The organism is Curtobacterium flaccumfaciens pv. betae (genome assembly GCF_026241855.1).
In the GTDB taxonomy this organism is placed as follows: Bacteria; Actinomycetota; Actinomycetes; order Actinomycetales; family Microbacteriaceae; genus Curtobacterium; species Curtobacterium flaccumfaciens.
The window spans coordinates 3,567,187-3,593,943 of sequence record NZ_JAPJDC010000001.1 but is presented as its reverse complement, the minus strand read 5'-3'; the positions used below and the strand labels follow the sequence as shown (position 1 = coordinate 3,593,943).

Below are 26,757 nucleotides of genomic sequence, written 5' to 3'. Positions count from 1 at the left end.
CCACCGTGACCCCCGGCCGGGAGGCCCGTCCCGCGTCCGTCGCGGTCCTCGCCGCCGCCGTGGGGTCACCGGACGACTCCGCGACGGTGGCGGCCGCACTGGCCGCCACCGTCGCCGACGCCGGGGCCGCGGAGCGGGACGCGCGGCTGGTGGCGGCACTCCGCGCCGCGGTGCCGGACACCGCCGACGTCCTCGCGGAGCGTGGACTCCCGCGCGCGCTCGCCGAGGCATCCGTCGCCGACGTCGACCGCAAGCTCGCGCGCTACGGGCTGCACGGCACCGGGGTGGAGTGGCTCGTCGCCGTGGTGACCGGGCGTGTGGTTGCCGTGGGGCGCCTCCAGTTCGAACTCGGCGACCACCTGGCGGACGGCACGCCGGCCTGGGGTGTGCACGTGCCGGAGACCGGGCCGCTCGACCCGGTGGCCTGCGACCGCTCGTTCGCCCGCGCACCCGAGGTCCTGCGCGGCCTCGCACCGCAGCTCGCTGCGGACCGGTGGCAGTGCCGCTCCTGGATGCTCGATCCGGGCCTGCCGGCGGCGCTCGGTCCCGATGCCAACCTCGTGCGCTTCGCCCGGCGCTTCCGTCTCGTCCCGCCGGGGGAGCACGACGCGACCGAGGGGGACGTCAGTGTCGCGAAGTTCGTCTTCGGGGTGCCGCTGGCGACCGCACGGTCCGCGGCGCCGTCCGGTCGGTTGCGCGCGGCGGTGCTCGACCGGTGGGCGAGCGGTGGGCACTGGACCGAGCGGACCGGCACGGCACCGGTCGCATGACCGCCCGCAGCTGCGGCCGCGTACCGTGCACGGCATGACGAAGCCCGACCACGACCACCTCGACGACGGCGTCGACATGACGTTCGAGGAACGCCGACAGGACACGTTCCGCCGCATGTCCGGATCCGACGAGCACGACGCCGACCCGCGGGTCGAGGTCTCCCGTGCCGAGGACGGCGACGTCCGCATCGACGTCGCCGACACCGCGGCGGTCCGACCCGGCGAGTGACACCCGTTCCGGCCCTGGTCCACCGGGGTCGGTGGGGCACGGCATGATCGTGTCGTGCACCTCGTCCTCCGCCGCGTCGACGGCGGCGTCCTCGCGACGCCCCTGACCGACGCGGGGACCGCCGGAGGTGAGCCGATCCGCCTGGACGAGCCGGGCCTCCCGGCCTTCGTCGCGGCCCACGACGCACCGGGCGTGCGCTGGGTGTGGGACGACACCGCCCGCTGGTACCCGGCCGTGCTCGCCGCTGGCGGGCGAGTCGGACGCTGCGTCGACCTGCGCCTCGGTCGTCGTGTCCTGCGGGCTGCGCTCGCTGCACGGGGATCCGCGCTCGCCGCTCGGCCGGCCGACGCCCTGGACGCCCCGGTCGCGGAACCCCGCGTGGTCCGGCCGACGCAGGCCCAGCTCTTCGACGACGCCCTGTTCACCGCCGCTGCGCCCGACGACGAGGTCGATCCAGTGGCGGAGTTCCGGGCGCAGCTCGCCGCGGTGGCGGGGTCGAGCGCTCCGGGTGCACTCCGCCTGCTGCTCACCGCGGAGTCGGCCGGTGCGCTCGTGGCGGCCGAGATGCTGCACGCCGGGCTGCCGTGGCGTGCCGACGTGCACGAGCGGCTGCTCGAGGACGCCCTCGGGCCGCGCGTGCCCTACGGGGTGCGACCGCGACGCCTCGAGGAGATCGCCGCCGTCGTGCGCGAGCGCCTCGACGACCCCGGGCTCAACCCGGACTCACCCGCCGACGTCCTGAAGTCGCTGCGCCGGGCCGGCCTGATGGTCACGAGCACGCGGAAGTGGGAGCTGCAGGAGATCGAGCACCCCGTCATCGAGCCGCTGCTCGAGTACAAGCGCCTGGCGCGACTGCTCACCGCCAACGGCTGGACCTGGCTCGACGACTGGATCCGCGACGGACGGTTCCACCCGAAGTACGTCGTCGGTGGTGTCGTCACCGGGCGCTGGGCGGCCGACGGCGGGGGAGCGATGCAGTTGCCGAAGGGCATCCGCGGCGCGGTCATCGCCGACCCCGGGTGGAAGCTCGTCGTGGCGGACGCCGCGCAGCTGGAGCCCCGGGTGCTCGCCGCGATGTCCGGCGACCGGGCGATGGCCGCGGCCGGCGACGGGCGCGACCTGTACGACGGCGTGGTGGCGTCGGGGGCGGTCGAGACCCGGCAGCAGGCCAAGGTGGCGATGCTCGGTGCGATGTACGGGGCGACCCAGGGCGAGGGCGGCCGGCTCGTGCCACGCCTGGTCCGGGCGTTCCCGCAGGCGCTCGACATGGTGGAACGGGCCGCGCGTGCGGGGGAGCGCGGCGAGCCGGTGACGACGCTGCTCGGCCGGACGCCACCGGTGCCCGAGGACTCGTGGTTCGAGGCCCGGAACCAGGCGTACACGGTCGAGGGGACCCCGGCGATGCAGCGTGCCGTCGAGTCCCGCGCCCGGAGCTGGGGCCGGTTCACCCGGAACTTCGTGGTGCAGGGGACCGCGGCCGAGTGGGCGCTCGCGTGGATGGGTTCCCTGCGGTCGCGGTTGCTCGCGCGGTTCCCCGGAGCCGTGACGGACGGGCCGCACCTGGTGTTCTTCGTGCACGACGAGATCGTGGTGCACGCCCCGGCGGAGCACGCGGAGTGGGTGGCGCAGCAGATCCGGGAGGCCGCCGTCGATGCCGGACGGCTGTTGTTCCAGGACTTCCCGGTGACGTTCCCGCTGTCGGTCGGGGTGGTCGGGGCGTACTCGGAGGCGAAGGACTGAGGCAGCCGGGACGACTCCCGGCGGCTTCGGGCAGTGTGGACGGATGCACACCGAACACGGGGACGCCGCCGACCGCACCGTCGGCGAAGTCGACCTGACCCGTTGGCGCTCCCGTGCCGGCCGCAGCGTCGCCGGTGCGTGGACCGCGCTCGGCAAGCGCTTCGGCGCCATGCCCGTCCTGCTGCTGACCCTCGCCATCGGCCTGGGCGTCGCCGTCCTCGCCACGTGGATCGCCTCCGAGGTCTACGACGCCGTCCGTGAAGCCGACGACGTCGCGGTGCTCGACCGACCCGTCCTCGACTGGGCGCTCACACTCCGATCACCCACGGCGGACACGCTCGTCACCTGGTGGACCGACATCGCCGGCACGATCGGGATGCCGATCGTCGCGCTCGGATTCCTGGTCGGCTTCACGATCCAGCGCCGTGCGTGGACGCCACTGGTGCTCCTGGTCGCCGCGAGCGGTGGTTCGCTGCTCATGACGATCGCGGGCAAGGACCTGATCGGTCGCGCCCGTCCGCCGCTGTCCGACGCGGTGCCGCCGTACGAGACGTCGCCGTCGTTCCCGTCGGGCCACACGCTCAACTCCACGGTGATCGTGGGCACCATCGTGTACCTGCTGCTCCTGCGGCAGTCGCGCGTCGTCACCCGGGTGTGGACGATCGTCGTGGGCACCCTGTTCGTGCTGTCGGTCGGGGCGTCGCGGGTGTTCCTCGGGCACCACTGGCTGACCGACGTCCTGGCGGCGTGGGCGCTCGGACTCGCCTGGCTCGCCCTCGTGATCACGGCGCACCGGTTGTACCTGACGGCGCTCCACCACGGTGCCGAGCCCGCGCCGGGCGTCGACCGCATCACTTCGTGAGCAGAAGACGTCGGGTCGCTCGCCCGCACCCGACATCTTCTGCTCACGAAGTCGCCAGGGCCCGCGCCGCCGGGGCCCGCCCCGGCGCCCCGAACGGCAGAGCGCCGTCAGCCGCGACCGGTAGGTTGCCGGGCATGGAAGAACGGGTCTTCGGCGGCAGGTACCGCGTCACGGGCACGCTCGGACACGGTGGCATGGCGTCCGTGTACCGGGCGGTCGACGAGCAACTCGGCCGCGAGGTCGCGGTCAAGGTGTTCCGCATCGGCCCCGTCGACCGCGGTGAGCGCGCCCGCGCCGAGGCGGAGATCCAGACCCTCGCGACGCTGCGGGCCCCCGAGCTCGTCACGCTCTACGACGCCGCACTCGACGACGTCGACGGCGACTCGTACCTCGTCATGGAACTCGTGCCGGGCAGTGACCTGGCGACCCGTCTGCGCGAGGGCCCGCTCGACCCCGCGACCGCCGCCCGCCTGGGTGCGCAGGTCGCCGACGGTCTGGCCGCCGTGCACGCGCAGGGCATCGTCCACCGTGACGTGAAGCCCGCGAACGTCCTGCTCGAGAGCGACGGTCGGCACGTCAAGCTCGCCGACTTCGGGATCGCCCTGCTCCGCGACGCCTCTCGGGTGACGGGGACGGGGACCGTGATGGGGACGGCCGCGTACCTGGCCCCGGAGCAGGTCCTGGCGAAGGAGATCACCGGCAAGGCCGACGTCTACTCGCTCGGGCTCGTGCTGCTCGAGTGCATGACCGGTCGTCAGCCGTTCCCGGGCAGTGCGGTCGAGTCGGCCACCGCCCGGCTCACCCGTTCGCCCGAGATCGACCGGCAGCTGCCCACGGCCTGGCGCACCCTGCTGCACGTGATGACCGCGCAGGACCCGGCGGAGCGACCGACGGCTGCCGAGGCCGCCGAGCGCCTGCGCGCGCTGGGTCGCGACGAGCCGACGAACGCGACGCAGCTGCTACCCGGCGCGCCCGGTGCGGTGACGGCCGCGGCAGCCGGCGCTGCGGGGGCCGCGGTCGGCGCCGGTGCCGCCGCAGCGGCGAACGCCGACGACCGGACGCAGGCGATGCCGGCGAGCGAACTGCCGAACGGCGGCGCGCGTCCGGGCGACGACGCCACCCGCGTCCTCGACACCCAGCGCCCGAACCCCGCCGACGACGTCTCGACGACCGTCCTCGGCGCCCAGACAGCCGACCGCGGCGCATCGGGCCCGAGCGGGCCGACCCCGCCACCGGTCACGCCCCGCCCGGGCCGGGGCGACCAGCCGGAGGACCAGCCGGAGAAGAAGAAGCGCGGACCACTCATCGCCGCGATCATCGTGATCGTCCTGGTGCTCATCGGCATCGGGGTCGCGGTGTTCGCCCTCAACGGCGACGACGACGGCACCCCGGCCCCGACGGACACCACGTCGACCGCGCCGACCGAGCAGCAGCCGTCCGAGGACCCGGGCGAGGAGCAGCAGCCGAGCGAACCGGCCGAGCAGCAGCCCTCACAGGAGCAGCAGCCGTCGCAGCCCGCCGAGGAACCCAGCGAGCAGCCGAGCGAACCGACCCAGCCGGAGCAGCCCACGCAGGACCCGCCCGTCGGCCCGGAGCCGAGCACCCCGGCCTCGAACCCGGTGCAGGAGCCGCAGGACGGCACGGGCGCCGCCGGCACCGGCGCGGTCGACACCACGTCGGACACCGCTCCCGGCAAGTCCGGCAGCGCCCCGGGGCACAACAAGGACTGACACGCCGGGGTTTTCGTCCAGTCCCTGGAGCAAATAGGCTCGCCCCGTGCGAGAACTGCAACGGAGCGGTGGTCCGACGACGGCCGTGGCCGCTCGGAACGGTGTCGGGTTCGGTTCCGCGGAGGGCTGGCTCGTCGAACGACCAGCGGGCACGTCGGTGGCCGAGGCGATCGTCCCCGGCTTCACTGGACGCACCATCGCCACCGGCGACGAGCTCTCCTGGGTCTGGTTCCCCGAGCGGACCCTGCCCGACGGGGCGTCGGAACCGACGGAAGCAGACCTGCCGCACTTCTGGGACGCCACGGCCTTCGCCGTCGACGTCGTCTTCACCGACGGCTCGCGGCTGCGTGACCACGCCGGGGTCCGCGACCAGTACGGCGACGCGGTCACCCCGGACGCGCAGGACGCGGCCCGCAAGCAGTGGGTGGACCAGTGGAACCGTCGCGCGGTCGACCTCACGCCGTTCGCGGGGCTGGTCGTCGACCGCCTGGAGGCCCGGCTCGGCTCCGACGCACCGCCTGTGGCCGCCGACGGCGAGCGTCCCGCACTGCGCGGCTGGCTCGACGCCGTCCGGATCGGTCCTGCGCGTCCGACCCCGACGACCCCGCTCGGCCACGTCCGGACGACCCGTGGCACCCAGGCGTCCTCCCGGTTCTCCCGCGGCAACAACGCCCCGCTGGTCGGTGTCCCGCACGGCGGGGTGTTCGGCCTGCCGATGACGGACGCCTCGAGCAACCGCTGGCCGTACGCGTACCAGGAGCACGACCGGCTCGACGACCAGGGGAGGCTCCGCCCGGCGATCCAGGCCTTCGCGACGAGTCACATCCCGTCGCCGTGGATGGGCGACCGCGGGGTGTTCCAGGTGATGCCCTCGCCACTCGACACCCCCGACGTCGACCGGTCCGCCCGCGCGCTCGGGTTCGACCACGAGGACGAGCAGGACGGCCCGCACCGCTACCGGGTCGCCCTCGAGCACGGTGTGACGGCAGAGCTGACCGCGGGGGAGTTCGCCCTCGGGTTCCGGTTCACCGGCACCCGCAGCGTCGTGCTCGACCACCACGGCCGGGTGTCCGACGTCTCCGTGACGATCACCGACGGCACGGCCGTGGTCGAGGCCGTCCTCGACGACCGCCCCGGCACCCCGCCGCACCACGTGCACCTGCGGGTCGCCGGGGTCACCGCCGACCACACGACGATCGGCGAGCAGGAGCTGCGCGGCTGGCTGTCCGTGGGGGAACCCGGGGGCACCGGCGGCCCGGTCGACGTCCTGCTCGGCATCTCGACCGTCTCGATCGAGGACGCCCGCGCGAACCTCGACGATGCCGGCTCGTTCGACGCCATGTGCTCCCGTGCCGAGGCGCTGTGGACCGAGAAGCTCGCGACGCTGTCCTTCGACGGCGCGAGCCCCGACCAGCTGACGAGCCTGTACTCCGGCCTGTACCGGCTGTTCCTCTACCCGAACCGTGCAGGGGAGACCGCCCTGACCGGCACCCCGCGGCACCGCTCCCCGTACGGCGACGTGCTGGCGGACCCGATCCGCGACGAGCCCGGGCCGGAGATCGTCGAGGGCCCGTTCACCACCACGAACGGCTTCTGGGACACCTACCGCACGGCCTGGCCGCTCCTCGGACTCCTGACCCCCGAGACCGCGGGCGAACTCGCGCAGGGCTTCGTCGAGCACCACCACGACGGCGGGTGGACGCCCCGCTGGAGTGCCCCCGGTGCCGAGGACTGCATGACCGGCACCACGAGCGACACCGTCTTCGCCGACCTGGCCGTGAAGGGCGTGCGCGGCTTCGACCTCGCCGAGGCGTACCGGAGCGCGGTGCGGAACGCGACCGTCCCGCCGCGTGACGAGCGCGTCGGACGCAAGGGGAGCCTCCCGGGCGCCTTCCGCGGCCACGTCGACACGGCGACCCACGAGGGGATGTCGTGGACCCTGGACGCGGCCATCAACGACTGGGGTCTGGCCGTCATGGCGGGCCTGCTCGCGTCACGGGCGCGGACGCCCGCCGACCTGTCCCGCTACGAGGCCGAGGCCGAGTGGTTCGCCCGCCGGTCGCTGCAGTACCGGCACGTCTTCGACTCCGAGCGCGGGTTCTTCATCGGCCGCGACCCGGACGGCTCGTGGCGGGTCGGCACCGAGTTCGACCCGCGCGACTGGGGCAACGACTACACCGAGACGAACGCGTGGGGCACCGCGTTCACGGCGCCGCACGACGGTGCCGGCGTCGTCGACCTGCACGGCGGGCCCGAGCGCTTCGACGCCGCTCTCGACGCGTTCTTCGCGACCCCCGAGACCGGGGCCCTGGCGCGCTCCGGCTCGTACGGCTTCCCGATCCACGAGATGACCGAGGCCCGCGACGTCCGGATGGGCATGCTCGGGCTGTCGAACCAGCCCGCGCACCACATCCCCTTCTTCGCGATGTTCACCGGACGGCACGACGACGCGCACCGCATCGTCCGCGAATCGCTCGAGCGCCTGTTCGTCGGGTCCGACCTCGGCCAGGGCTACCCCGGCGACGAGGACAACGGTGAGATGAGCGCCTGGTACGTCTTCGCGACCATCGGGCTGTACCCGCTGGCGCCGTCGACCGGCACCTACGTGCTCGTGCCGCCGTCGGTCCGCAGGACGGTGCTGCGGCAACCTGGAGGATCGCCCACCGTCATCGAGATCGCCGCCGGCACCGCAGGCGCGTACGTGGCGTCGGTGACGGTCGACGGCTCGCCCTGGACCTCGGTCACCATCCCGCACAGCGTGGTCGTGGCCGCGTCGCGGATCGAGTTCACACTGTCCGACGAACCGCAGGGATGGGCGTCGGACACCCGCCCCGTCTCGGCCTCCGACGTGCACGGCTACCGGGACGCCCCGGTGGACGTCCTGCCCGTCGGGGCCTCGGCGCTCACCGACGACACCGGCCGCACCGTCACCGCGCTCGCGGCGGGGGAGTCCGTGTGCTTCGACGTGGCGTGCGCCGCCGCCTCGCTGTACACCGTGACGGTGGCATCGCCGGGGTCCTACTCGTGGCAGGTCGGCCTCGACGACGCCGTCACCGCGGTCGACGGTGCGGAGTTCACGTGGGCCGGCCAGACCCGGGTGTTCCGGATCCTCGGCGGGGGTTCGTCGTTCACGTTCACCGCCGGCACCGACCTGGCACTGACGCAGCTCGAACTCATCGCGGCCGACGGACAGCGTTGACCCGGCGTTCACCGAGCGGGAGCATGCTCGCCCCATGTCGATGAGCGCACCGTTCGATCCCGAACAGCAGGGCCGGTCCATCCCCGTGGACGGCAGTGACGAGTCCGAGCTCGAGATGGAGGAGAACCGCGGCGCCGACGTCGGCGACGACTCCGTCGACCCGAGCGTCTCGCCCGTCAGCCACCACGACGAGGACGAGGCCGGCGGCGGCCCGGTGTTCCGGCGTCCGCAGGCCGGTGAGCGGCTGCACCCGGACGACCTCTGACCGTTCCGGGGTTCCTCCGGGGTTTCTTGGGCGATTGCCAAGCGGCTCGGGCATGCTCGTGCGCATGTCGATCGCGAACTCGTGGGACCCGTCTGGTGGCCGTGCAATCCCGGAGGACAAGGTCCGTCAGGACGGGCTCGAACTCGACGAGGACCCGGCGATGCTCGGGATCTCGTTCGACGTCGTGGGTGGCGCCTCGGCCGATCCCGCCGGGGTGTCCCCGGTCGACGTGAACGTGCCGACGCCGAGGTCTGCTGGCGCCGACTCCGACGACTAGCGCGCGCCCGGCTGCAGCGGCCGCGCGGTCCCATCCGACCGGTAGTATTCCGGAATGGTACCGACGGCGTACGTGGACGAATCCGAGCCCGGAGACGAACGTGACCCCGGCGCGTACATCCTCGGGGCGGTCACAGTTGCCGACAGCGATGCTGAGCGGTTCCGGGACTCGCTCTGCGCCATCAAGCCGCGATCGGCGCGGAAGCTGCACTGGTCCGAGAGCGACGCCCGGCACCGCACCGGGATCGTCGGGATGCTGTGCGACCATCCGTTCGCAGCCATCGGGGTCGTGAGCGTGACCGACCCATCCGTCCGGAGCGAGCGTCGTCGCCGTCTCGCTCTTGAGCACTTGATCTTGGAACTCCGCGCGGGCGATGTCGATCGAGTCGTCCTCGAATCTCGCGGGCCCTCGGACCGGAACGATCGTGCGCACCTCGACGCCTTGCGATCACGCAAGTTGGTGCACGGGTTGGCGTTCGAGCACCTGCCGGGTGGCCGCGAGCCACTTCTCTGGGCGGCGGACGCGGTGTGCGGCGTGGTCGCGCTGGCTCGGCGAGGGGAAACGGCCTACCTCGAGCAGCTGGGCCATGTGCTGAGCGTCCACGAACACCGTCGGTGAACGCGCGAATCCCCGGGCCCCGCTATACCGCAGGAGCTCCCGGGGATCACTTCCGCACCCACCTCGATGGGGCGACTGGTCTCAGTGTGACATATCAGGCGGGATGGCGGAAGGGTCGACGACCCGGTACTTGAACCCGACGTGCGAGCCGGTGAAGCCGAGGCGCTCGTAGAACCGGTGCGCATCGGTCCGTGCAGCGTCGGACGTGAGCTGCACGAGCGGGGTCCCGAGGGCCGGCGCAGCGACGTCGGTCACCCAGCGCATCAGGGCACTCCCGATGCCGCCGGATCGCAGAGCACTGCTGACCCGCACCGCCTCGACGAGCAGTCGGGTGGCGCCACGACGAGCCATGCCGGGGATCCGGGTGAGCTGCAGCGTCCCGACGAGCTGCCCGTCGGGGTCCTCGGCGACGAGCAGCGCGTTCGCCGGGTCGTCCACGATCGACCGGAGTGCCTCGGCGTACTGCGGGCGGTCCGCCGGTGCGGCGACGTCTCCACGCGCGGCGCTGATCGGGTCGTCGGACAACAGCGTCATGAGTGCGTCGAGGTCCGCTTCCGTGGCGTTCCGCAGCGTCACCTCGCCGGAGCGTGTGGTCAGGCGGACGGGCAGGGCGAGATCGTGGAGCACGACCCCACCCTGCCCGACCCGACCGGGCCGTTCCTGCTCAGGGAACGGTGTGTCCGGCCGCGGTGAAGATCCGGTACCACTCCTCGCGCGACAGCTCGACGTCCGAGCCGGCGGCCGAGTCCCGCACACGCTGCGGGTTCGTCGTGCCGAGGACGACCTGGAAGTGCGCGGGGTGGCGGGTGATCCACGCGACCGCGATGCCGGTCGGGGTGACACCGTGCGCCGCTGCGACCTCCTCGAGCACGTCGTTCAGCTCGGCGTACTGCTCACGGTCGCCCAGGAAGACGCCGTCGAAGAAGCCCTTCTGGAACGGCGACCAGGCCTGGAGCGTGACGTCGTTGATGCGTGAGTAGTTGAGGATGTCGTTGTCGCGATCGACCGACTGCTCGAGGCCACCCATGTTCGCTGTCAGACCCTGCGAGATCACGTTGGCGTGCGTGATGCTGAGCTGCACCTGGTTGAACGCGAGCGGCTGGCGGACGTGCTTCTTGAGCAGGTCGACCTGGCCGGGGGTGTGGTTCGAGACGCCGAAGTGGTGCACCTTGCCGGCGGCGTGCAGCTCGTCGAAGGCCTTCGCGACCTCTTCCGGCTCGACCAGGGCGTCGGGGCGGTGCAGCAGCAGGACGTCGACGTACTCGGTCTGCAGCGCCTCGAGCGACTCGTGCACGGACTCGAGGATGTGCTCGTACGAGAAGTCGAAGTAGGCGCCCTTCGGCGCCGGTCGGATGCCGACCTTGGTCTGCAGCACGATCTCGGCGCGTTCCGCGGGCGACAGCGTGACCGCCGCGCCGAACCGCTGCTCGCAGCCGTGCCATTCGCCGTACACCGCGGCGTGGTCGAACATGTTGACGCCCGCGTCGCGCGAGGCGCTGTAGAGCGAACGGATGTCCTCGTCGCTCATGTCGTTGATCCGCATCAGTCCGACGACGACGTCGGAGGCGGTGAGGTCTGTCTGTGGCAACTCCAGTGTCTTCACGCCCTCGATCCTGCCAGTCGGTCCCCGGTGCAGGCAGGCCCTGCCAGTACCTCAGGCGCGTTCGGGCAGCAGGACGGCGAGCACCTCGGAGCCGTCCGTCCACGTCCCGGTCAGCGTCTCGCCCTCGGGCAGGTCCGTGCCGACGACCCGAGCGATGACGATCGTGCCGTGGTCGGTCGCGATCGACGTCAGGGCGTCCGCAGTGGTCGCTCGCACCGAGGTGATCGTGGGGGAGTCGGATGCCGAGCCGCTCCCGCGGGCCCAGGCGTCCTTCGGCCGCTGTCCGGCACCGTTGGCCAACTCGAGCGAGGCTTCGTGCCCGCCGGTGACGATCGCCCGGCGCAGGACGTCGGCATGGACCGGATCGCCCACGGCGTCGTACACCCACCGTCGCCCGAGCACGGAGTGGTCCATCTCGGTGACCAGGAACGCGTCGGCGCCGGGCAGTGGTGCATCCCGGTAGGTCAGTGGCGCCTGCAGGACCCGGCCGTCGTCGGTGCGGACGAGGAGCACCTCGATGCCGACCTGGCCAGCGGGGTCGTCGAACCGGAACTGCCCGACGACCTGGAGCGGCGATCCCTCGACGACGCCGCTCCACGCCTGGTCGGGGAGCCAGGCGGCGAGCGCCTCGGCCTTGGAGGGGCGGAGCGTTGCCTGCTCGATGACTGCCATGTCCTGACCGTACTGCCGCGCAGCACACTGCCGTCGGCGCACCTCGGGGTCAGTGGACGGAGAACCCGCCGTCCACCGCGATGGACTGCCCGGTGACGTAGGCCGACCCGGGCCCGGCGAGGAACACCGCCGCCGCGGCGAAGTCCGACGCCAGCCCGTTCCGGCCGACCAGCGTCCGTGCGGCGAGGGCCGCCACCGTCGCCGGGTCGGAACCGAGCCGCTCGTTGAGCGGGGTGCGCACGAAACCGGGGACGAGGACGTTGGAGGTGACCCCCTGCACGGACCAGGCCTCTGCCTGGGACCGGGCCAGCGCCTCCAGGCCGGCCTTGGAGACCCCGTACGCGCCGCTGGCGGCGAAGGGGCGGTGGGCCTGCTGCGAACTGATCGACACGATCCGTCCGTACCCGCGGGCCGCCATCCCGGGTGCGAGCCGCTGCCCGAGCACGAACGGCGCGTCGAGGTTGACGGCCATCGTGGCGTCCCAGGTGGCCTCGTCGAGTTCGGGCATCGGCGGCCGCAGGTTGATCCCGGCGGAGTTCACCAGGACGTCCACGTCACCAGCAGAGTCCGCGAGTGCGTGGGCTCCGGCGCGGGAGGCCAGGTCCGCGACGATGCCGTCGGCCGAGCGGCCCGCCTGGCGGATGCCGGCGACGGTGGCGTCGATGGTCGCGGGCGTCCGGGCGGCGACGAGGACGTGGGCACCCGCGTCGGCGAGTGCGGCGGCGATCGCTCGGCCGATGCCGGAGCTGCCTCCCGTCACGAGTGCGGTGCGGCCGTCGAGGCCGAAGAGCTGCTGCAGCGACATCCGGTCAGGCTACCGAGGCCCGTACGCTGGGCCGGTGCGTGACGACCTGCTGCCGATGCTCGCCTGCCCCGTGTGCGCCGAGCCCCTCGGTCGCGTCGACGGCGGCCAGGTCGGCTGCCCGAACGGGCACCGGTTCGACGAGGCGAAGCAGGGCCACCTGACCCTCCTGCCCGCGAAGCGCCGCGCACTCACCGCGGACACCCCGGAGATGGTGGACGCGCGGCTGCGGTTCCTGGGGCGCGGCCACTATGCGCCCGTCGAGCGGGCGCTCGCCGCGATCGTCGCGGACGCCACCGCGCCCGGCGTCGTGCTCGACGTCGGTTCGGGCCCGGGCACCTACCTGGCGCACGCGCTGGACGCGGCGCACGTTCCGGACGGGAGGCCCGTGGCCGCGCCGGACGCGTCTGCTCCGGCCGGCGGTCGGCCTGGTCCACGTCTCGGGGTCGCGTTGGACTTGTCGGCCGTCGCGATCCGGCGTGCGGCACGCGCCCACGCGCGGGCGGGGGCCGTCGTCGGGGACGTGACCGAGCGCCTCCCGGTCGTCGACGGCGCTGCCGCCGTCCTGCTCGACGTCTTCGCACCCCGCAACCAGACCGAGTACGCCCGCGTCCTGCACGCCGACGGCGTGCTCGCGGTGGTGACCCCGCGAACCGGCCACCTGGCGGAGCTCGCCGAGGCGACGATCAGCGTGGACCCGGAGAAGGAGCGCCGGCTGCACGACTCCCTGACGCCGTCGTTCGCGCTGCGGTCCTCCGAGGACCTGACGTGGACCATGGAGCTGTCGGCGGAGGACGTCCACGACGTGGTGCACATGGGGCCGAGTCACCACCACGTCGCGGCGGACACCGTGTTCGAGCCGGCGACGGTGACGGCCGCGGTCACCGTGTCGACGTGGACGCCGACGCGCTGACCGCGACCGTGAGGACCGACTAGTCGCCAGCGGGGGCGACGTCGAGCTGCCAGACCACGCCGAAGCGGTCGCGCAGCTGCCCGGCCAACGGTGCCCAGGCCGAGGGTTCCAGGGGCTGCCGGACCTCGGCGCCGTCGGACAGTGCGGCCCAGTACCGCTGGATCTCGGCGGTGTCGTCGCTGTGCACGAACACGTAGAAGGCGTTCGATCCCTGGTCGTAGGGCTGCCCGGGCCAGACGTCGAAGGCCATGACGCGGAAGCCGGCGGCCGTGGAGACCTGACCGAACACGATCCGGTCCGCCCAGGCCGGGTCGTCCAGGGCACCCATCTGGCCGTAGGTGGCGGCGGCGACCTCGCCGCCGAAGACCGATGCGTAGAAGTCGAGCGCCGCGCGGGCGTCGCCGTCGAAGTTGAGGTGGGTAGTCGTCTCGATGCTCATGGGACGAGGATGTCGGGCAATGCGGTCAGATCGTGTCCGCTTCTCGGACGAAGATGGACGTCATGGCCGGACCCTCCGCACGGATGCTCGCGCTGCTCTCCCTGCTCCAGGTGCACCGCGACTGGCCGGGCGACGAGCTCGCCGGGCGGCTCGACGTCAGTGCCCGCACCGTCCGCCGCGACGTCGATCGGCTCCGCGGGCTCGGGTACCGGGTCGAGGCGCTCCGCGGACCGGCCGGCGGCTACCGGCTCGAGGCCGGATCCGACCTGCCCCCGCTGCTCTTCGACGACGACCAGGCGGTGGCGATCGCCCTGGCGCTCGCCGTGGCGCCGGCCTCGGGGGCGGACGTCGCCGAGTCGGCGGCCCGCGCCCTGGCGACCGTTCGGCAGGTGATGCCCGCGCGGCTGCGGTCCCGGGTCGACGCGGTGCAGGCCGTGACCGCGGCGAGCCGGACCACCACCGACCCGGAGGTCCTGGTGGCGGTGAGCGAGGCCGTCCACCTGCAGGAGGTCTTCCGCTTCGGGTACGGCGACGACGAGACCCCGCACCGGGTGGAACCGCACGCCGTCGTCGCCCGGAACGGTCGCTGGTACCTGCTCGACCGGGATGTCGACCGCGACGACTGGCGCACGCACCGCATCGACCGGATCACGCCCCGGATGCGCACCCGCGTCCCCTTCACGCCGCGACCGATCCCCGGTGGCGATGCGGCCGCGTTCGTGTCCGCGCGGTTCAAGGGGTCGGCGGTCGACGACGTGTGGCCGTGCACCGGTTCGGTGACCACGACGGCGGGCGATGCGCGGCGGATCGCGCCGTACCTGCCCGAGGACGCCGTGGTCGAGCAGCTCGAGGACGACCGGGCCAGCGTCACCCTCGGATCGTGGTCGTGGGACGGGCTCGCCGGAGTCATCGCCGGGCTGGCCGTGCCGATCCGGGTCGAGGGGCCGGACGCGCTGCGCCGAGCCGTTCGTGACCTGTCGACTCGACTCGCGACCGCGGCCGACTGAGCCACCTCGGTCACGCGCGTTAGGAGCGTGCATGCGTCCGCCAGGGCGGCGTCAGGGATCCGTTAGGAGCGGCCTGGAGGCGCAGCGCAGGACCCAGCATCGGTCTCGGCACCACACATGGTGCCGTCCGCGTCACCCGGCGCGGACACCGCAGATCTTCTGGAGTCCCTCGTGTTCGACGTGTTCGTCGTCGCCGGTGTCCTCGCCGTGTTCGGCGTGGTGGCACTGATCGCCAAGGGGGTGGAACGGCTGTGATCGGCATCACCATCGCGGCCGCCGTCCTCGGCATCGCCGCAGTCGTGTACCTCGTCTGGGCGCTCGTGCGTCCGGAGCGCTTCTAGTGGGCGCCGCGGACCTCTGGGCGGGCATCGCCCAGGTCGCCACCCTCGTCCTGCTGCTCGTCGTCGCGTACCGCCCGCTCGGTGACTGGATGGCGAAGGTCTTCACGCCCGTCCGGCACAACCGGGTCGAGCGCGGGGTCTACCGGCTGATCGGGGTCGACCCGGACGCCGAGCAGTCCTGGCCCGTCTACCTGCGCGGCGTGCTGCTGTTCAGCGTCACCGGGCTCCTGCTCGTCTACCTGCTGCAGCGCATCCAGGTCGTCCTGCCCGGCGACCTCGGGCTGCCCGCTGTCGGACCCTCGCTCGCGTTCAACACCGCGGCGTCGTTCGTGTCGAACACGAACTGGCAGTCGTACTCGCCCGAGGTCACCCTCGGCTACTCGGTGCAGATGGCCGGCCTGGCGGTGCAGAACTTCCTGTCCGCGGCCGTCGGTCTCTCGGTCGCCGTGGCCCTGGTGCGTGGGTTCGCCCGTCGCAAGTCCGGCACCCTCGGCAACGTGTGGGTGGACGTCGTGCGCGGCCTCGGCCGTCTGCTGCTGCCCGGCGCGTTCGTCTTCGCGATCATCCTCGTCGCCGGTGGGGTCGTCCAGTCGTGGGGGAGCGGTACCGACGTCACCACGCTCATCGGTGGCACGCAGCACATCCCCGACGGGTTCGTCGCCTCGCAGGAGGCGATCAAGGAACTCGGCACGAACGGTGGCGGCTACTTCAACGCCAACTCGGCGCACCCGTTCGAGAACCCGCAGGCATGGACGAACCTCGTCGAGATCTTCCTGATGCTCGTCATCCCGTTCTCGCTCCCGCGCACGTTCGGGCGACTGGTCGGCGACGACCGCCAGGGGTACGCGATCCTCGCCGTGATGGGTGCGATCTTCCTCGTGTCGCTGTCGGTCATGTCGATCGCCGAGCTCGGCGGCGGCGGTGTCGCCACACACGCTGCCGGGGCCGCGATGGAGGGCAAGGAGAGCCGCTTCGGCATCCTCGGTTCGACGCTCTTCTCGACCGCGACCACCTCGACGTCCACCGGGGCGGTCAACGCGATGCACGACAGCTACACCCCGATCGGCGGGATGATGGCGCTCGTCAACATGATGCTCGGCGAGGTCACCCCCGGCGGCGTCGGATCCGGCCTGTACGGCATGCTCGTGCTCGCCGTCATCACGGTGTTCATCGGCGGCCTGCTCGTCGGTCGCACCCCGGAGTACCTCGGCAAGAAGATCCGCGCCAAGGAGATGACCTTCGCGGCGCTGTACATCCTCGTCACGCCGACGCTCGTGCTCCTGGCCACCGGACTCTCGCTCGTGATCCCCGGGGTCCGCGAACAGGTGCTCGGGACGTCGATCTTCAACCCCGGCAACCACGGGCTGACCGAGCTGCTCTACGCCTTCACCTCGGGTGCGAACAACAACGGCTCGGCCTTCGGCGGGCTCACCGCGAACACCACGTGGATGAACTCCTCGCTCGGCGTCGTGATGCTGCTCGGCCGCTTCGTGCCGATGGTGTTCGTCCTGGCGCTCGCCGGGTCCCTCGCCGCGCAGGACCGGGTGCCGGAGACCGCCGGCACGCTGCCCACCCACCGCCCGCTGTTCATCGGGCTGCTCGGCGGCGTCGCCGTCATCGTCACCGCACTCACCTACTTCCCGGTGCTCGCACTGGGTCCGCTCGCAGAAGGACTGTCATGACCACCCCCGTGACCACGGAGTCGGAACCGCGCACCGCCGTGGAACCGGCCACCCGCTCGTCCGCATTCGGACCCCGCCAACTGGTGGCGGGCCTCCCGGGCGCCCTGCGGAAACTCGATCCGCGACTCATGTGGCGGAACCCCGTCATGTTCATCGTCGAGGTCGGCGCAGCGCTGACGACGGCGGCCGCCGTCGCCGAGCCGTCCGCGTTCACGATCGCCATCGCCGTCTGGCTCTGGCTCACCGTCGTCTTCGCCAACCTGGCGGAGTCGGTGGCCGAGGGTCGCGGCAAGGCGCAGGCCGACACCCTGCGGAAGACCCGTTCGACCACGAGCGCCCGCCGGGTGCTCGGGTACGCGACGACCGACGCGGCCGCGACCGGCAACCAGACCGAGGAGGTCGCGTCCGTCGACCTGGCCAAGGGCGACGTGGTCGTGGTCGTCGCCGGCGAGGTCATCCCGGGCGACGGGGACGTCATCGACGGCATCGCGTCGGTCGACGAGTCGGCCGTCACGGGTGAGTCCGCGCCGGTCATCCGCGAGTCCGGCGGTGACCGCAGTGCCGTCACCGGCGGCACCCGGGTGCTGTCGGACCGGATCGTCGTGCGCATCACCTCGACGCCGGGTGAGACCTTCATCGACCGGATGATCCGCCTGGTCGAGGGTGCGGCACGGCAGAAGACGCCGAACGAGATCGCGCTGAACATCCTGCTCGCCTCGTTGTCGATCGTCTTCGTGATCGTCTGCCTGACGATGCAGCCCATCGCGGGGCTCGTCGGTGCGACGGTCAGCGTGCCGGTGCTCATCGCCCTGCTCGTCTGCCTCATCCCGACCACCATCGGAGCCCTGCTCTCCGCGATCGGCATCGCCGGCATGGACCGGCTCGTGCAGCACAACGTGCTGGCGATGTCGGGCCGCGCGGTCGAGGCCGCCGGTGACATCACGACGCTGCTGCTCGACAAGACCGGCACGATCACCTACGGCAACCGACGGGCATCCCGCGTGGTGCCCGTGCCGGGCGTGAGCGAGGCTTCGCTGATGGAAGCGGCAGCCCTGTCGAGTGCTGCGGACTCGACCCCTGAGGGGCGCTCGATCGTCGACCTGGCGCGCGAGGACGGCGCCGCCGTCGGTCTGCCCGACGGCGCCGTCGAGGTGCCGTTCACGGCGCAGACGCGCATGTCGGGTCTCGACCTGCCGGACGGCTCGCAGATCCGAAAGGGCGCTGCTGCGGCAGTGCTCGCCTGGGCGGACACCACCGAAGCCGGTGTGGTGTCGGCCATCGACGCGACCGTCGCGGAGATCTCCGACCAGGGCGGCACCCCGCTCGTCGTCGGTCGCCGCTCGTCGACGGGCGCGGTCACGCTGCTCGGTGTCGTGCACCTGAAGGACGTCGTCAAGGACGGCATGGCGTCGCGGTTCGCCGAGCTCCGGTCGATGGGCATCCGCACGGTCATGATCACGGGCGACAACCCGCGCACCGCGGCCGCCATCGCCCACGAGGCCGGCGTCGACGACTTCCTCGCCGAGGCCACCCCGGAGGACAAGCTCGCGTACATCAAGCGCGAGCAGGAGGGCGGCAACCTCGTCGCCATGACCGGTGACGGCACCAACGACGCCCCGGCCCTGGCGCAGGCGGACGTCGGCGTCGCGATGAACACCGGCACGACGGCGGCGAAGGAGGCGGGCAACATGGTCGACCTCGACTCCGACCCGACCAAGCTCATCGACGTCGTCCGCATCGGCAAGCAGCTGCTCATCACCCGCGGCGCCCTGACCACCTTCTCCATCGCCAACGACGTCGCGAAGTACTTCGCGATCATCCCGGCGATGTTCCAGGCCGCGTTCCCGGGGCTCGCGGCGCTCAACATCATGGGGCTGCACAGCCCGTCGTCCGCGATCCTGTCGGCGGTCGTCTTCAACGCGCTCGTCATCGTGGCGCTCATCCCGCTGTCCCTGCGTGGCGTCAAGTACCGCGCAGCCGCAGCGTCGTCGATCCTCGGCCGCAACCTGCTCGTCTACGGGCTGGGCGGCGTGGTCGTCCCCTTCATCGGCATCAAACTGATCGACCTCGTGGTCGGTCTCATCCCGGGGTTCTAGTCATGGCATCTGCACGTTCCACCTTCCGTTCCGCCGGTGTGGCCATCCGCCTCACCCTCGTCGCCACCGTCGTCCTGGGCGTCGGGTACCCGCTCGCCGTCTGGGGCGTCGGCCAGGCGGCGTTCCACGACCAGGCCAACGGTTCGATGGTCACGGACTCGTCCGGCAAGGTCGTCGGTTCCTCGTTGATCGGGCAGTCGTTCACGGGCAAGCAGGCCGACCGCTGGTTCCAGTCGCGGCCGTCCGCCGCCGGGGACGGCTACGACGCGGGAGCGTCCTCCGGCTCGAACCTCGGGCCGAACAACGCCGACCTGCTCAAGGCCGTCGAGGAGCGTCGTGCGGCGCTGGCGAAGGCCGACGGGGTCTCCGCCGCGCAGGTGCCTGCCGACGCCGTGACCGCTTCCGGTTCGGGGCTCGACCCGGACATCAGCCCCGCCTACGCGTCGCAGCAGGTGGCCCGTGTGGCCTCGGCGCGCGGCCTGTCAGCGGACACCGTGCGGCAGCTGGTGGCGTCGCACACCGAGTCGCGGCAGCTCGGGTTCCTCGGTGAGCCCGTGGTGAACGTGCTCGCGCTGAACCTGGCGCTGGCGAAGGCGTCCTGAGCGTGGGCGGCCCGGCGCGAGTGCGCTGCGCACAACCGAAGTCGCGCGGAACCGCGGAATCGCGCGGCGCGAGGTCACTTTGGTTGTGCGCAGCCCCCGCGCCGACCCCCGCACGCGAGAGGATGAGCACGTGAAGCGCGGGAAGCTGCGGGTCCTGCTCGGTGCGGCGCCCGGTGTCGGCAAGACCTACACGATGCTCGAAGAGGGGCGTCGGTTGCTCGACGAGGGTCGCGACGTGGTCGTCGCCGTCGTCGAGACGCACGAGCGCGCCGCCACCGCAGCACTGGTGAACGGGCTCGTGGTCGTGCCCCGCCGCACCGTCTCGCACCGGGGTGTCGACCTCGACGACCTCGACCTCGACGCCGTCATCGCCCGGGCACCCGAGGTCGCGCTGGTCGACGAACTCGCGCACACGAACGCCCCGGGGAGCCCGAACGAGAAGCGCTGGCAGGACGTCGAAGCGCTGCGGGACGCCGGCATCGACGTCATCTCGACCGTCAACGTGCAGCACATGCAGTCCCTCGGCGACGTGGTCCGCGAGATCACCGGAACCGTGCAGCGCGAGACCGTCCCCGACGCCGTGGTGCGTGCGGCCGACCAGATCGAGGTCGTCGACCTGGCCCCGGCAGCGCTGCGCGAACGGCTCTCCGACGGGCTCGTCTACCCGGCGGCCCGGATCGACGCCGCGCTGTCGAACTACTTCCGCCTCGGCAACCTCACCGCACTGCGCGAGATCGCCCTGCTCTGGCTCGCCGACGAGGTCGACGACGCGCTCAAGGCCTACCGCGCCGAGCACGGCATCGAGCACCGGTGGGAGACCCGGGAGCGCGTGCTCGTCGCCCTGACCGGCGGCCCCGAGGGTGAGACCCTGCTGCGCCGCGGCGCCCGCATCGCCGCCCGCAGCGCCGGTGGGGAACTCGCCGCCGTGCACGTGACGACGAACGACGGCCTGCGCGTCCGGCACCCCGGCGCACTCGGCAAGCAGCGGACCCTGCTCGAGCAGCTCGGTGGCACGTACCACCAGGTCGTCGGCGACGACGTGCCGAGCACGCTGGTGCGGTTCGCGCGGTCGATCGACGCCACCCAGATCGTGATCGGGGTCAGCCGCCGCAGCCGGCTCGCGGCCGCCATGACCGGTCCGGGGATCGGCAACACCGTGATCCGCGAGTCCGGCGACATCGACGTGCACGTCGTCACGCACGAGCGCGCCGGCGGCGGGATCACCCTGCCCAAGCTCGGCGGCAGCCTGTCCCGCGGCCGGGTGGTCGCCGGGTTCGTGCTGTCGGTCCTGGTCGGGCCGCTGCTCACCTGGGTGCTGTCGATCGGCAGCGACCCGGACGCCATCACGGTGGACGTACTGGCGTACCAGCTGCTCGTCCTGGTCGTGGCGCTCGTGGGCGGGATGTGGCCGGCGGTCTTCACGGCCGTGCTGTCCGGGCTGAGCCTCGACTACTTCTTCGTGCAACCCCTCTACATGGTCACCGTCCAGCAGCCGTGGCACCTGTTCGCCCTGGTCATGTACGTGATCAGTGCGGTGCTGGTCAGCTTCGTGGTCGACCGGTCCGCCCGGCGGTCGCGTGCTGCCCGTCGGGCCTCGGCTGAGTCCGGGCTCCTGATGGGCATCGCCGGCAGCGTGCTCCGCGGCGACGACGCCCTGCAGGCACTGCTCGACCGCACACGGGAGGCGTTCGGCTTCGCCGGCGTCCGGATCCGCCAGGGCGACGAGGTGCCGGCGACCTCCGGCGAGTTCGGTGCGACGCCGGACGCGTCGACGACGCTGGCGTCCGGTGCCGTGCTCGAGTTCGCCGGTGCGCCCGACGACCCGACCCAGCGCCGGCTGCTGCGTGTCGTCGAGCAGCAGCTCGACGCCGCCGTCGAGCACCGCGAACTGACACGCACCGCCGTCGGTGCCGAGCGCATCGCCGCCGCCGACCGGGTCCGGAGCGCGCTGCTCGCGGCCGTCGGCCACGACGTGCGCCGCCCCATCGCCGCGGCCTCCGCCGCCGTGCAGACGCTGCGTGCGCCCGACATCGACCTGTCCGGGGCCGACCGGGAGGCGCTGCTCGCGACCGCCGACGAGAGCCTCGGTCAGCTGGCGGTGCTGTTGGCAGACCTGTTGGACGTCAGTCGGGTCCAAGCCGGTGTCCTCGCGGTCACCCCGGCGGCGATCGCGCTCGAGACGGTGGTCGCCCCCGCGCTCGACGAGCTGGAGCTCGGCCCGGACGACGTCGACCTCGACCTGCCCGCGGATCTGCCACCGGTGCTCGCCGACCCGGTCCTGCTGCAGCGCGTCGTCGTGAACCTGCTCGCCAACGCCGCCCGGTACGCCCCGGACGGCACCCACGTCCGGGTCGCCGCGAGCGCGTTCGCCGGCGGGGTGGAACTCCGCGTGGCCGACCACGGCCCAGGCATCCCCGAGGACCGCCGCGACGAGGTGTTCCAGCCGTTCCAGCGACTCGGTGACACCGACAACGAGACCGGCCTCGGGCTCGGCCTGGCCCTGGCGCGTGGGTTCACCGAGGGCATGGGCGGCACGATCGAGGTCGACGACACCCCGGGCGGTGGGCTCACCGTCGTGGTGCGGCTGCCGATCGCCGGGCACGTGGGAGTGGAGATCCGATGAAGGTCCTGATCGCTGACGACGACGCGCAGCTCGTCCGCGCGCTCTCGGTGACGCTCTCGGCGCGCGGGTACGACGTCGTCACGGCTCGGGACGGGCGCGAGGCGATCGACGCCGTCATCACCGAGCGCCCCGACCTGGTGCTGCTCGACCTCGGCATGCCCCGGCTCGACGGCATCGGCGTGCTCGAGGGCGTCCGGGCCTGGTCGCAGGTGCCGGTCCTCGTGCTCTCCGGGCGCACCGACTCGTCCGACAAGGTCGACGCGCTCGACGCCGGTGCCGACGACTACGTGACGAAGCCGTTCCAGATGGACGAGCTCCTCGCCCGGCTGCGGGCACTCGGACGGCGACGGGTGGTGGCGTCGGAGGAGACCCCGACGATCGCGATCGGACCGCTGCTCGTGGACCTCGTGGCGAAGCAGGTCACCCCGGCCGAGGGTCCGGCGATCCGCCTGACGCCCACCGAGTGGCGCCTGCTCGAGGTCCTGGTCACGAACCCCGACCGCCTGATGACCCGCGAGATGCTGCTGACCGAGGTCTGGGGGCCGACGCACGGCAACGACTCCGGGTACCTGCGGCTGTATATGGCGCAGCTGCGGCGGAAGCTCGAGCCCGACCCCGCGCACCCGCGGTACCTGGTGACGGAGTCCGGCATGGGGTACCGCTTCGCCCCCGGAGCGTAGGGGACCACCGCTGTCGGGGAACTGGCGGGAAGCTGTCGTGTCGGTGGCGGGTCCCTGTCGTGGTGTGCCGTTCCGCGGTTCCCTACTGTTCAGGACATGAACGAGATGCGGATCGGTGAACTCCGACGACTGCGGGGCTGGACCCAGGAACGACTGGCCGAGACGAGCGGCATCGCCGTGCGGACGGTGCAACGGATGGAGAGCGGCAACGACGCGAGCCTGGAGTCGCTGTCCGCGGTGGCCACGGCCCTCGAGGTCCCCGTGCGCGACCTGTTCGCCACCGAGGAGCCGGCGTCGCTCGACCCCGGGGTGCGCGGTCTCGACGAGCGCGCCGAGCGCGAGCAGGCGCAGCGCGACGCTGCTTCGCGCGGCTGGCAGTACCTGTACTCCGGCGTCGGCATCGTCGTGACGCTCGGCACCCTGGCGCTCATCGGTTCGCGCATCTGGCCGGGTGCCGCGATCTTCGTCATCCCCATCTACTGGGCGGGTGGGCGGCTGCTCTCCCAGTTCCTGATGGCGACCGTCGTCGAGCCCGCGCTCGACCGTCGGTACCCGTTGTCGCGGTCTCGTCGGGACGCCTCGTCGCGATCCCGTCGGTTCACGCCCGGGAGCTGAACGCCGCGAGCTCGGCCCGGGTCCGGGCGCCGTGCTTCCGGAGCAGGTTCGCCACGTGGTACTTCACGGTGTTGACGCTGATGCCGAGTCCCTCGGCGATCTCCCGGTTGCCGACACCGGTCGCGACGAGCCGCAGGACGTCGCGCTCCCGCGGGGTCAGGTCGCCGTCGTCGACCGCGTCCACCTCGGTCGGCCGCGGGTCGAGCGGCAGTGAGATGTCGAGCACGGACCCCCAGCCGGGCGTGCTCGCGACCTGCACCCGCCCGTCGAGCGTGACGACCCGCTCCGCGATCGGCCGCATGGCGTCGTCGTGCACGTCGAGCGTCCCGGAGCCGTCGTCGCGGAGCTGCATGAGCAGGTTCCGGCCGTCGCAGTCCCACTGGATGCGCACCCGCTTCGCCGCACCGTCGTCGACCAGGGCGAGCACCGCGGTCCGGACGATCGCCCGGGCCGCGTGGGCGACGTCACCCGGGAGCGCACGGCCGGTGGCCGGCGGCTCGACGAACTGCACGTCGAGGTCCCCGAAGCGCACGAGCGGCCGCAGGTCGGCGCGCAACCGCGAGAACGCGCCGGTGACGGGTTCGAGCAGGGTGCTCCGCTGCTGATCGGTCACGGTGCGCAGGTCGACGAGGGCGGCCGAGGCGATCTCGACGGCCTCGGCCCGGGCGGCCGCGTCGGTGACCCGCGACGACCGGAGCACGGCGAGGACGGACTCGAGGGTCAGCGCGTGCCGATCCGCCTGCTCGGCGACCGCGCGGGCGTGCTCGGCGGCCGCGAGCCGGATGGCGGAGCCGCCCCGGGCCTCCAGGGTGTCGACCGATGCGTCCATGGACGCGACCGTACCCGTCCCACCCGAGCGGACGGGCCCACCCGATGGGATGGGGTCCCTGCCGGGGCGGGTAGCGGCGTGCCGAGGCGCGCGACGGAAGGATCGAGGGCATGGCAGCAACCACCGTCTCCGCAGCGCTCGACCTGGTCGTCCGCGAGGTCGGCGACCTGGCGGCCCGCCTCGACGACGCCCCGGCCCAGCGCGCACTCGACCTCATCGAGGGCGCCGACCGGGTGTTCGTCCACGGCGCCGGTCGCTCCGGACTCGCCCTCCGCATGACCGCGATGCGCCTCATGCACCTGGGCCTCGACGCGCACGTCGTCGGCGAGGTCACCACCCCGGCCATCAGACCGGGTGACCTGCTCCTCGTGGCGAGCGGCTCCGGTACGACCACCGGCATCGTGCAGGCCGCGCGCACCGCGCACGAGGTCGGCGCATCCGTCGTGGCGCTCTCGACCACCGACGACTCCCCGCTCTCCGAGCTGGCGGACGTCACGATCGTGCTGCCCGCCGCGACGAAGACCGACCGCTCCGGCACCGCCTCGGCCCAGTACGCCGGTGGCCTCTTCGAACAGGCCGTCGCCCTGGTGGGCGACGCCGTGTTCCACGCCCTGTGGGCCCGAGGCGGGCAGTCCGCCGACGACCTCTGGCCCCGTCACGCCAACCTCGAATGAAAGGCACACCCATGCAGCTCCAGTTCGCCATGGACACCCTGACCACCGAAGCCGCCCTCGAGCTCGCCGCCGCGGCCGCGCCGCACGTCGACGTCCTCGAGCTCGGCACGCCCCTGATCAAGAGCGCCGGCCTGTCCGCCGTCACCGCGATCAAGGAAGCACACCCCGACAAGATCGTGTTCGCCGACCTCAAGACCATGGACGCCGGTGAGCTCGAGGCCGACATCGCCTTCTCGGCCGGTGCCGACCTGGTCACCGTCCTCGGTGTCGCCGGCGACTCGACGATCGTCGGCGCCGTCAAGGCCGCGAAGAAGCACGGCAAGGGCATCGTCGTCGACCTGATCGGCGTCTCCGACAAGGCCGCCCGTGCCCGCGAGGTCGTCGCACTCGGCGCCGAGTTCGTCGAGGTCCACGCCGGGCTCGACGAGCAGGCCGAAGAGGGCTTCACGTTCTCGACGCTGCTCGACGCCGGCAAGGAGTCGGGCGTCCCGTTCTCGATCGCGGGTGGCGTGAACGCGTCCTCGGTCGCCTCGGTGCAGGAGGCCGGTGCCCGCATCGCCGTCGCCGGCAGCGCGATCTACAGCGCCTCGGACGTCGGCGCAGCAGCCGCCGAGATTCGCGCCGCCATCAAGTAGCGCGTCCCGGTCGCCCTTCCCGGGCGACATCGTGAGCAGGAATGGTCGGGTGTGCACGTCGCACCCGACCATTCCTGCTCACGAAGCGAACGCCGCCGTCCGGATGCGCCGTACGGTGGCCACATGAACCGAGCGCTGCGCTGGACAACCTGGATCGTCGCCGTCGTCGTGCTGATCGCGGTGGTGTTCCTCGTCTGGGCGCACATCGTGATGCAGGGCACCCGCAGCGCCGCCCTGCAGGTTTGGCGCGACGACCGGATCGCGGTCCGGGACGCCGGTGACTCGGTGGTGATGACCCCGACCGGCCAGGCCGACGGGGTCGGGATCGTCTTCATCCCCGGCGCGAAGGTCGATCCGTACGCCTACATGGCCACGTTCCGGCAGGTGGTCGCCAACGGCACGACGGTGGTCGTCACGAAGCCGACGCTGAACCTCGCGTTCTTCGACACCCGGCCGCTCGCCACGTTCGAGGCCCACGCACCCTCGGTGACCCGCTGGGCGGTCGGCGGGCACTCCCTCGGCGGGGTCCGCGCGTGCCAGCTCGCCCAGGACGCCGACGGCCTGCTGCTGCTCGGCAGCTACTGCGCGAACGACATCAGCCGTTCGTACATCGACGTGCTGAGCGTCTCCGGTTCGCGTGACGGCCTGTCGACCCCGGCCAAGGTCGACGCCGCGCGGGACAAGCTGCCGTCGACCGCCACCATGACCGAGATCCAGGGGTCGAACCACGCCGACTTCGGCGCCTACGGCGACCAGCCGGGCGACCGCACGGCGACCATCAGCCGTGCTGATGCCCGCCAGCAGATCTCGGACGCGATCGAGGCCTGGGTGCGCGACCTGCGCTGACCACGCGG

28 protein-coding genes are annotated in these 26,757 nt (G+C 72.5%); 22 read left to right on the top strand and 6 right to left on the bottom strand.

Going from position 1 to position 26,757, the window contains the following annotated elements; all coding sequences use genetic code 11:
• Positions 1-5: 5 nt before the first annotated feature.
• The 9 genes from ORG17_RS16940 to ORG17_RS16900 all read left to right on the top strand — a co-directional run bounded on the left by ORG17_RS16940 (position 6) and on the right by ORG17_RS16900 (position 9,690).
• The gene (locus ORG17_RS16940) at positions 6-770 is read left to right on the top strand and encodes a hypothetical protein (RefSeq protein ID WP_214526072.1); all 765 of its coding nucleotides are present in this window, start codon (positions 6-8) and stop codon (positions 768-770) included.
• 34 nt (positions 771-804) lie between these two features.
• Positions 805-999 carry a hypothetical protein gene (locus ORG17_RS16935; RefSeq protein ID WP_017887924.1) on the top strand — a complete coding sequence of 65 codons (195 nt, stop codon included), beginning with the start codon at positions 805-807 and terminating at the stop codon, positions 997-999.
• 54 nt (positions 1,000-1,053) lie between these two features.
• A complete protein-coding gene (locus ORG17_RS16930) occupies positions 1,054-2,739 on the top strand; it encodes a bifunctional 3'-5' exonuclease/DNA polymerase (protein WP_214526073.1) in 1,686 nt (561 codons plus the stop codon).
• Between the two features lie 43 nt (positions 2,740-2,782).
• Complete coding sequence (locus tag ORG17_RS16925; protein WP_214526074.1) at positions 2,783-3,601, top strand: phosphatase PAP2 family protein; 819 nt, start codon at positions 2,783-2,785, stop codon at positions 3,599-3,601.
• Positions 3,602-3,735: 134 nt separating this feature from the next.
• On the top strand, positions 3,736-5,331 hold the full coding sequence (locus ORG17_RS16920) for a serine/threonine-protein kinase (RefSeq protein WP_214526075.1): 1,596 nt from the start codon (positions 3,736-3,738) through the stop codon (positions 5,329-5,331).
• Between the two features lie 46 nt (positions 5,332-5,377).
• Positions 5,378-8,530 carry a GH92 family glycosyl hydrolase gene (locus ORG17_RS16915; protein ID WP_301565268.1) on the top strand — a complete coding sequence of 1,051 codons (3,153 nt, stop codon included), beginning with the start codon at positions 5,378-5,380 and terminating at the stop codon, positions 8,528-8,530.
• A gap of 34 nt (positions 8,531-8,564) precedes the next feature.
• On the top strand, positions 8,565-8,795 hold the full coding sequence (locus tag ORG17_RS16910; protein ID WP_214526076.1) for a hypothetical protein: 231 nt from the start codon (positions 8,565-8,567) through the stop codon (positions 8,793-8,795).
• Positions 8,796-8,859: 64 nt separating this feature from the next.
• Complete coding sequence (locus ORG17_RS16905; protein WP_155896902.1) at positions 8,860-9,072, top strand: hypothetical protein; 213 nt, start codon at positions 8,860-8,862, stop codon at positions 9,070-9,072.
• Between the two features lie 72 nt (positions 9,073-9,144).
• Positions 9,145-9,690 (top strand): hypothetical protein, encoded by a 546-nt coding sequence (locus tag ORG17_RS16900; protein WP_214526077.1) that lies wholly within the window; start codon positions 9,145-9,147, stop codon positions 9,688-9,690.
• 81 nt (positions 9,691-9,771) lie between these two features.
• On the opposite strand, the gene ORG17_RS16895 is transcribed toward ORG17_RS16900, so the two are convergent.
• The 4 genes from ORG17_RS16895 to ORG17_RS16880 are packed head-to-tail and all read right to left on the bottom strand — an operon-like array spanning position 9,772 to position 12,770.
• A complete protein-coding gene (locus ORG17_RS16895) occupies positions 9,772-10,317 on the bottom strand; it encodes a GNAT family N-acetyltransferase (protein ID WP_214526078.1) in 546 nt (181 codons plus the stop codon).
• 37 nt (positions 10,318-10,354) lie between these two features.
• Positions 10,355-11,293 carry an aldo/keto reductase gene (locus tag ORG17_RS16890; RefSeq protein WP_214526079.1) on the bottom strand — a complete coding sequence of 313 codons (939 nt, stop codon included), beginning with the start codon at positions 11,291-11,293 and terminating at the stop codon, positions 10,355-10,357.
• Positions 11,294-11,344: 51 nt separating this feature from the next.
• Positions 11,345-11,965 (bottom strand): CG0192-related protein, encoded by a 621-nt coding sequence (locus ORG17_RS16885; protein WP_214526080.1) that lies wholly within the window; start codon positions 11,963-11,965, stop codon positions 11,345-11,347.
• A 49-nt stretch (positions 11,966-12,014) separates the two neighbouring features.
• Positions 12,015-12,770: an SDR family NAD(P)-dependent oxidoreductase gene (locus tag ORG17_RS16880; protein ID WP_214526081.1), complete on the bottom strand. Its 756-nt coding sequence runs from the start codon at positions 12,768-12,770 to the stop codon at positions 12,015-12,017.
• 34 nt (positions 12,771-12,804) lie between these two features.
• On the opposite strand from ORG17_RS16880, the gene ORG17_RS16875 reads away from it, so the two are divergent.
• Positions 12,805-13,680, top strand: a complete 876-nt coding sequence (locus tag ORG17_RS16875) for a putative RNA methyltransferase (protein ID WP_214526082.1) — start codon at positions 12,805-12,807, stop codon at positions 13,678-13,680.
• Positions 13,681-13,699: 19 nt separating this feature from the next.
• Here the strand turns inward: ORG17_RS16875 and ORG17_RS16870 are convergent, their stop codons facing one another.
• Positions 13,700-14,119, bottom strand: coding sequence for a VOC family protein (locus tag ORG17_RS16870; protein ID WP_214526083.1), 420 nt, complete (start codon positions 14,117-14,119; stop codon positions 13,700-13,702).
• 62 nt (positions 14,120-14,181) lie between these two features.
• Here ORG17_RS16870 and ORG17_RS16865 point away from each other — a divergent pair, with 62 nt between their 5' ends.
• The 9 genes from ORG17_RS16865 to ORG17_RS16825 all read left to right on the top strand — a co-directional run bounded on the left by ORG17_RS16865 (position 14,182) and on the right by ORG17_RS16825 (position 23,765).
• Positions 14,182-15,126 (top strand): helix-turn-helix transcriptional regulator, encoded by a 945-nt coding sequence (locus ORG17_RS16865; RefSeq protein WP_214526084.1) that lies wholly within the window; start codon positions 14,182-14,184, stop codon positions 15,124-15,126.
• Between the two features lie 117 nt (positions 15,127-15,243).
• Complete coding sequence (locus ORG17_RS16860) at positions 15,244-15,381, top strand: hypothetical protein (protein WP_155896901.1); 138 nt, start codon at positions 15,244-15,246, stop codon at positions 15,379-15,381.
• Entirely contained in the window at positions 15,378-15,467 is a 90-nt protein-coding gene (locus ORG17_RS18425; protein WP_017887940.1) for a potassium-transporting ATPase subunit F, read from the top strand. Before ORG17_RS16860 ends, ORG17_RS18425 begins: the two co-directional genes overlap by 4 nt.
• Entirely contained in the window at positions 15,467-17,149 is a 1,683-nt protein-coding gene (gene kdpA / locus ORG17_RS16850) for a potassium-transporting ATPase subunit KdpA (RefSeq protein WP_214526085.1), read from the top strand. Before ORG17_RS18425 ends, kdpA begins: the two co-directional genes overlap by 1 nt.
• Positions 17,146-19,245, top strand: coding sequence for a potassium-transporting ATPase subunit KdpB (kdpB, locus tag ORG17_RS16845; protein ID WP_214526086.1), 2,100 nt, complete (start codon positions 17,146-17,148; stop codon positions 19,243-19,245). The genes kdpA and kdpB overlap by 4 nt, the downstream gene beginning before the upstream one ends.
• Positions 19,246-19,247: 2 nt before the next feature.
• Positions 19,248-19,847 (top strand): K(+)-transporting ATPase subunit C, encoded by a 600-nt coding sequence (gene kdpC, locus ORG17_RS16840; RefSeq protein WP_027466797.1) that lies wholly within the window; start codon positions 19,248-19,250, stop codon positions 19,845-19,847.
• A gap of 130 nt (positions 19,848-19,977) precedes the next feature.
• Entirely contained in the window at positions 19,978-22,470 is a 2,493-nt protein-coding gene (locus ORG17_RS16835; protein ID WP_301565267.1) for an ATP-binding protein, read from the top strand.
• A complete protein-coding gene (locus tag ORG17_RS16830; RefSeq protein ID WP_027466795.1) occupies positions 22,467-23,150 on the top strand; it encodes a response regulator in 684 nt (227 codons plus the stop codon). The genes ORG17_RS16835 and ORG17_RS16830 overlap by 4 nt, the downstream gene beginning before the upstream one ends.
• Before the next feature lie 96 nt (positions 23,151-23,246).
• On the top strand, positions 23,247-23,765 hold the full coding sequence (locus ORG17_RS16825; RefSeq protein ID WP_027466794.1) for a helix-turn-helix domain-containing protein: 519 nt from the start codon (positions 23,247-23,249) through the stop codon (positions 23,763-23,765).
• On the opposite strand, the gene ORG17_RS16820 is transcribed toward ORG17_RS16825, so the two are convergent.
• Complete coding sequence (locus ORG17_RS16820) at positions 23,749-24,594, bottom strand: helix-turn-helix transcriptional regulator (RefSeq protein WP_214526088.1); 846 nt, start codon at positions 24,592-24,594, stop codon at positions 23,749-23,751. The two genes, ORG17_RS16825 and ORG17_RS16820, sit on opposite strands and share 17 nt — an antisense overlap.
• Positions 24,595-24,704: 110 nt before the next feature.
• On the opposite strand from ORG17_RS16820, the gene hxlB reads away from it, so the two are divergent.
• The 3 genes from hxlB (at position 24,705) to ORG17_RS16805 (ending at position 26,749) form a co-directional block, all read left to right on the top strand.
• A complete protein-coding gene (hxlB, locus tag ORG17_RS16815; protein WP_027466792.1) occupies positions 24,705-25,268 on the top strand; it encodes a 6-phospho-3-hexuloisomerase in 564 nt (187 codons plus the stop codon).
• 11 nt (positions 25,269-25,279) lie between these two features.
• The gene (gene hxlA / locus ORG17_RS16810) at positions 25,280-25,903 is read left to right on the top strand and encodes a 3-hexulose-6-phosphate synthase (protein WP_027466791.1); all 624 of its coding nucleotides are present in this window, start codon (positions 25,280-25,282) and stop codon (positions 25,901-25,903) included.
• A 123-nt stretch (positions 25,904-26,026) separates the two neighbouring features.
• Positions 26,027-26,749 (top strand): alpha/beta hydrolase, encoded by a 723-nt coding sequence (locus ORG17_RS16805; RefSeq protein WP_214526089.1) that lies wholly within the window; start codon positions 26,027-26,029, stop codon positions 26,747-26,749.
• Positions 26,750-26,757: the final 8 nt, after the last annotated feature.

Coding starts and splice junctions, on each gene's coding strand:
- ORG17_RS16935 (WP_017887924.1), top strand. CDS start 805: ATGACGAAGCCCGACCACGACCACCTCGACGACGGCGTCGACATGACG.
- ORG17_RS16925 (WP_214526074.1), top strand. CDS start 2,783: ATGCACACCGAACACGGGGACGCCGCCGACCGCACCGTCGGCGAAGTC.
- ORG17_RS16920 (WP_214526075.1), top strand. CDS start 3,736: ATGGAAGAACGGGTCTTCGGCGGCAGGTACCGCGTCACGGGCACGCTC.
- ORG17_RS16910 (WP_214526076.1), top strand. CDS start 8,565: ATGTCGATGAGCGCACCGTTCGATCCCGAACAGCAGGGCCGGTCCATC.
- ORG17_RS16905 (WP_155896902.1), top strand. CDS start 8,860: ATGTCGATCGCGAACTCGTGGGACCCGTCTGGTGGCCGTGCAATCCCG.
- ORG17_RS16885 (WP_214526080.1), bottom strand. CDS start 11,965: ATGGCAGTCATCGAGCAGGCAACGCTCCGCCCCTCCAAGGCCGAGGCG.
- ORG17_RS16880 (WP_214526081.1), bottom strand. CDS start 12,770: ATGTCGCTGCAGCAGCTCTTCGGCCTCGACGGCCGCACCGCACTCGTG.
- ORG17_RS16870 (WP_214526083.1), bottom strand. CDS start 14,119: ATGAGCATCGAGACGACTACCCACCTCAACTTCGACGGCGACGCCCGC.
- ORG17_RS16865 (WP_214526084.1), top strand. CDS start 14,182: ATGGCCGGACCCTCCGCACGGATGCTCGCGCTGCTCTCCCTGCTCCAG.
- ORG17_RS16860 (WP_155896901.1), top strand. CDS start 15,244: ATGGTGCCGTCCGCGTCACCCGGCGCGGACACCGCAGATCTTCTGGAG.
- kdpB (WP_214526086.1), top strand. CDS start 17,146: ATGACCACCCCCGTGACCACGGAGTCGGAACCGCGCACCGCCGTGGAA.
- kdpC (WP_027466797.1), top strand. CDS start 19,248: ATGGCATCTGCACGTTCCACCTTCCGTTCCGCCGGTGTGGCCATCCGC.
- ORG17_RS16830 (WP_027466795.1), top strand. CDS start 22,467: ATGAAGGTCCTGATCGCTGACGACGACGCGCAGCTCGTCCGCGCGCTC.
- ORG17_RS16825 (WP_027466794.1), top strand. CDS start 23,247: ATGAACGAGATGCGGATCGGTGAACTCCGACGACTGCGGGGCTGGACC.
- ORG17_RS16820 (WP_214526088.1), bottom strand. CDS start 24,594: ATGGACGCATCGGTCGACACCCTGGAGGCCCGGGGCGGCTCCGCCATC.
- hxlB (WP_027466792.1), top strand. CDS start 24,705: ATGGCAGCAACCACCGTCTCCGCAGCGCTCGACCTGGTCGTCCGCGAG.
- hxlA (WP_027466791.1), top strand. CDS start 25,280: ATGCAGCTCCAGTTCGCCATGGACACCCTGACCACCGAAGCCGCCCTC.
- ORG17_RS16805 (WP_214526089.1), top strand. CDS start 26,027: ATGAACCGAGCGCTGCGCTGGACAACCTGGATCGTCGCCGTCGTCGTG.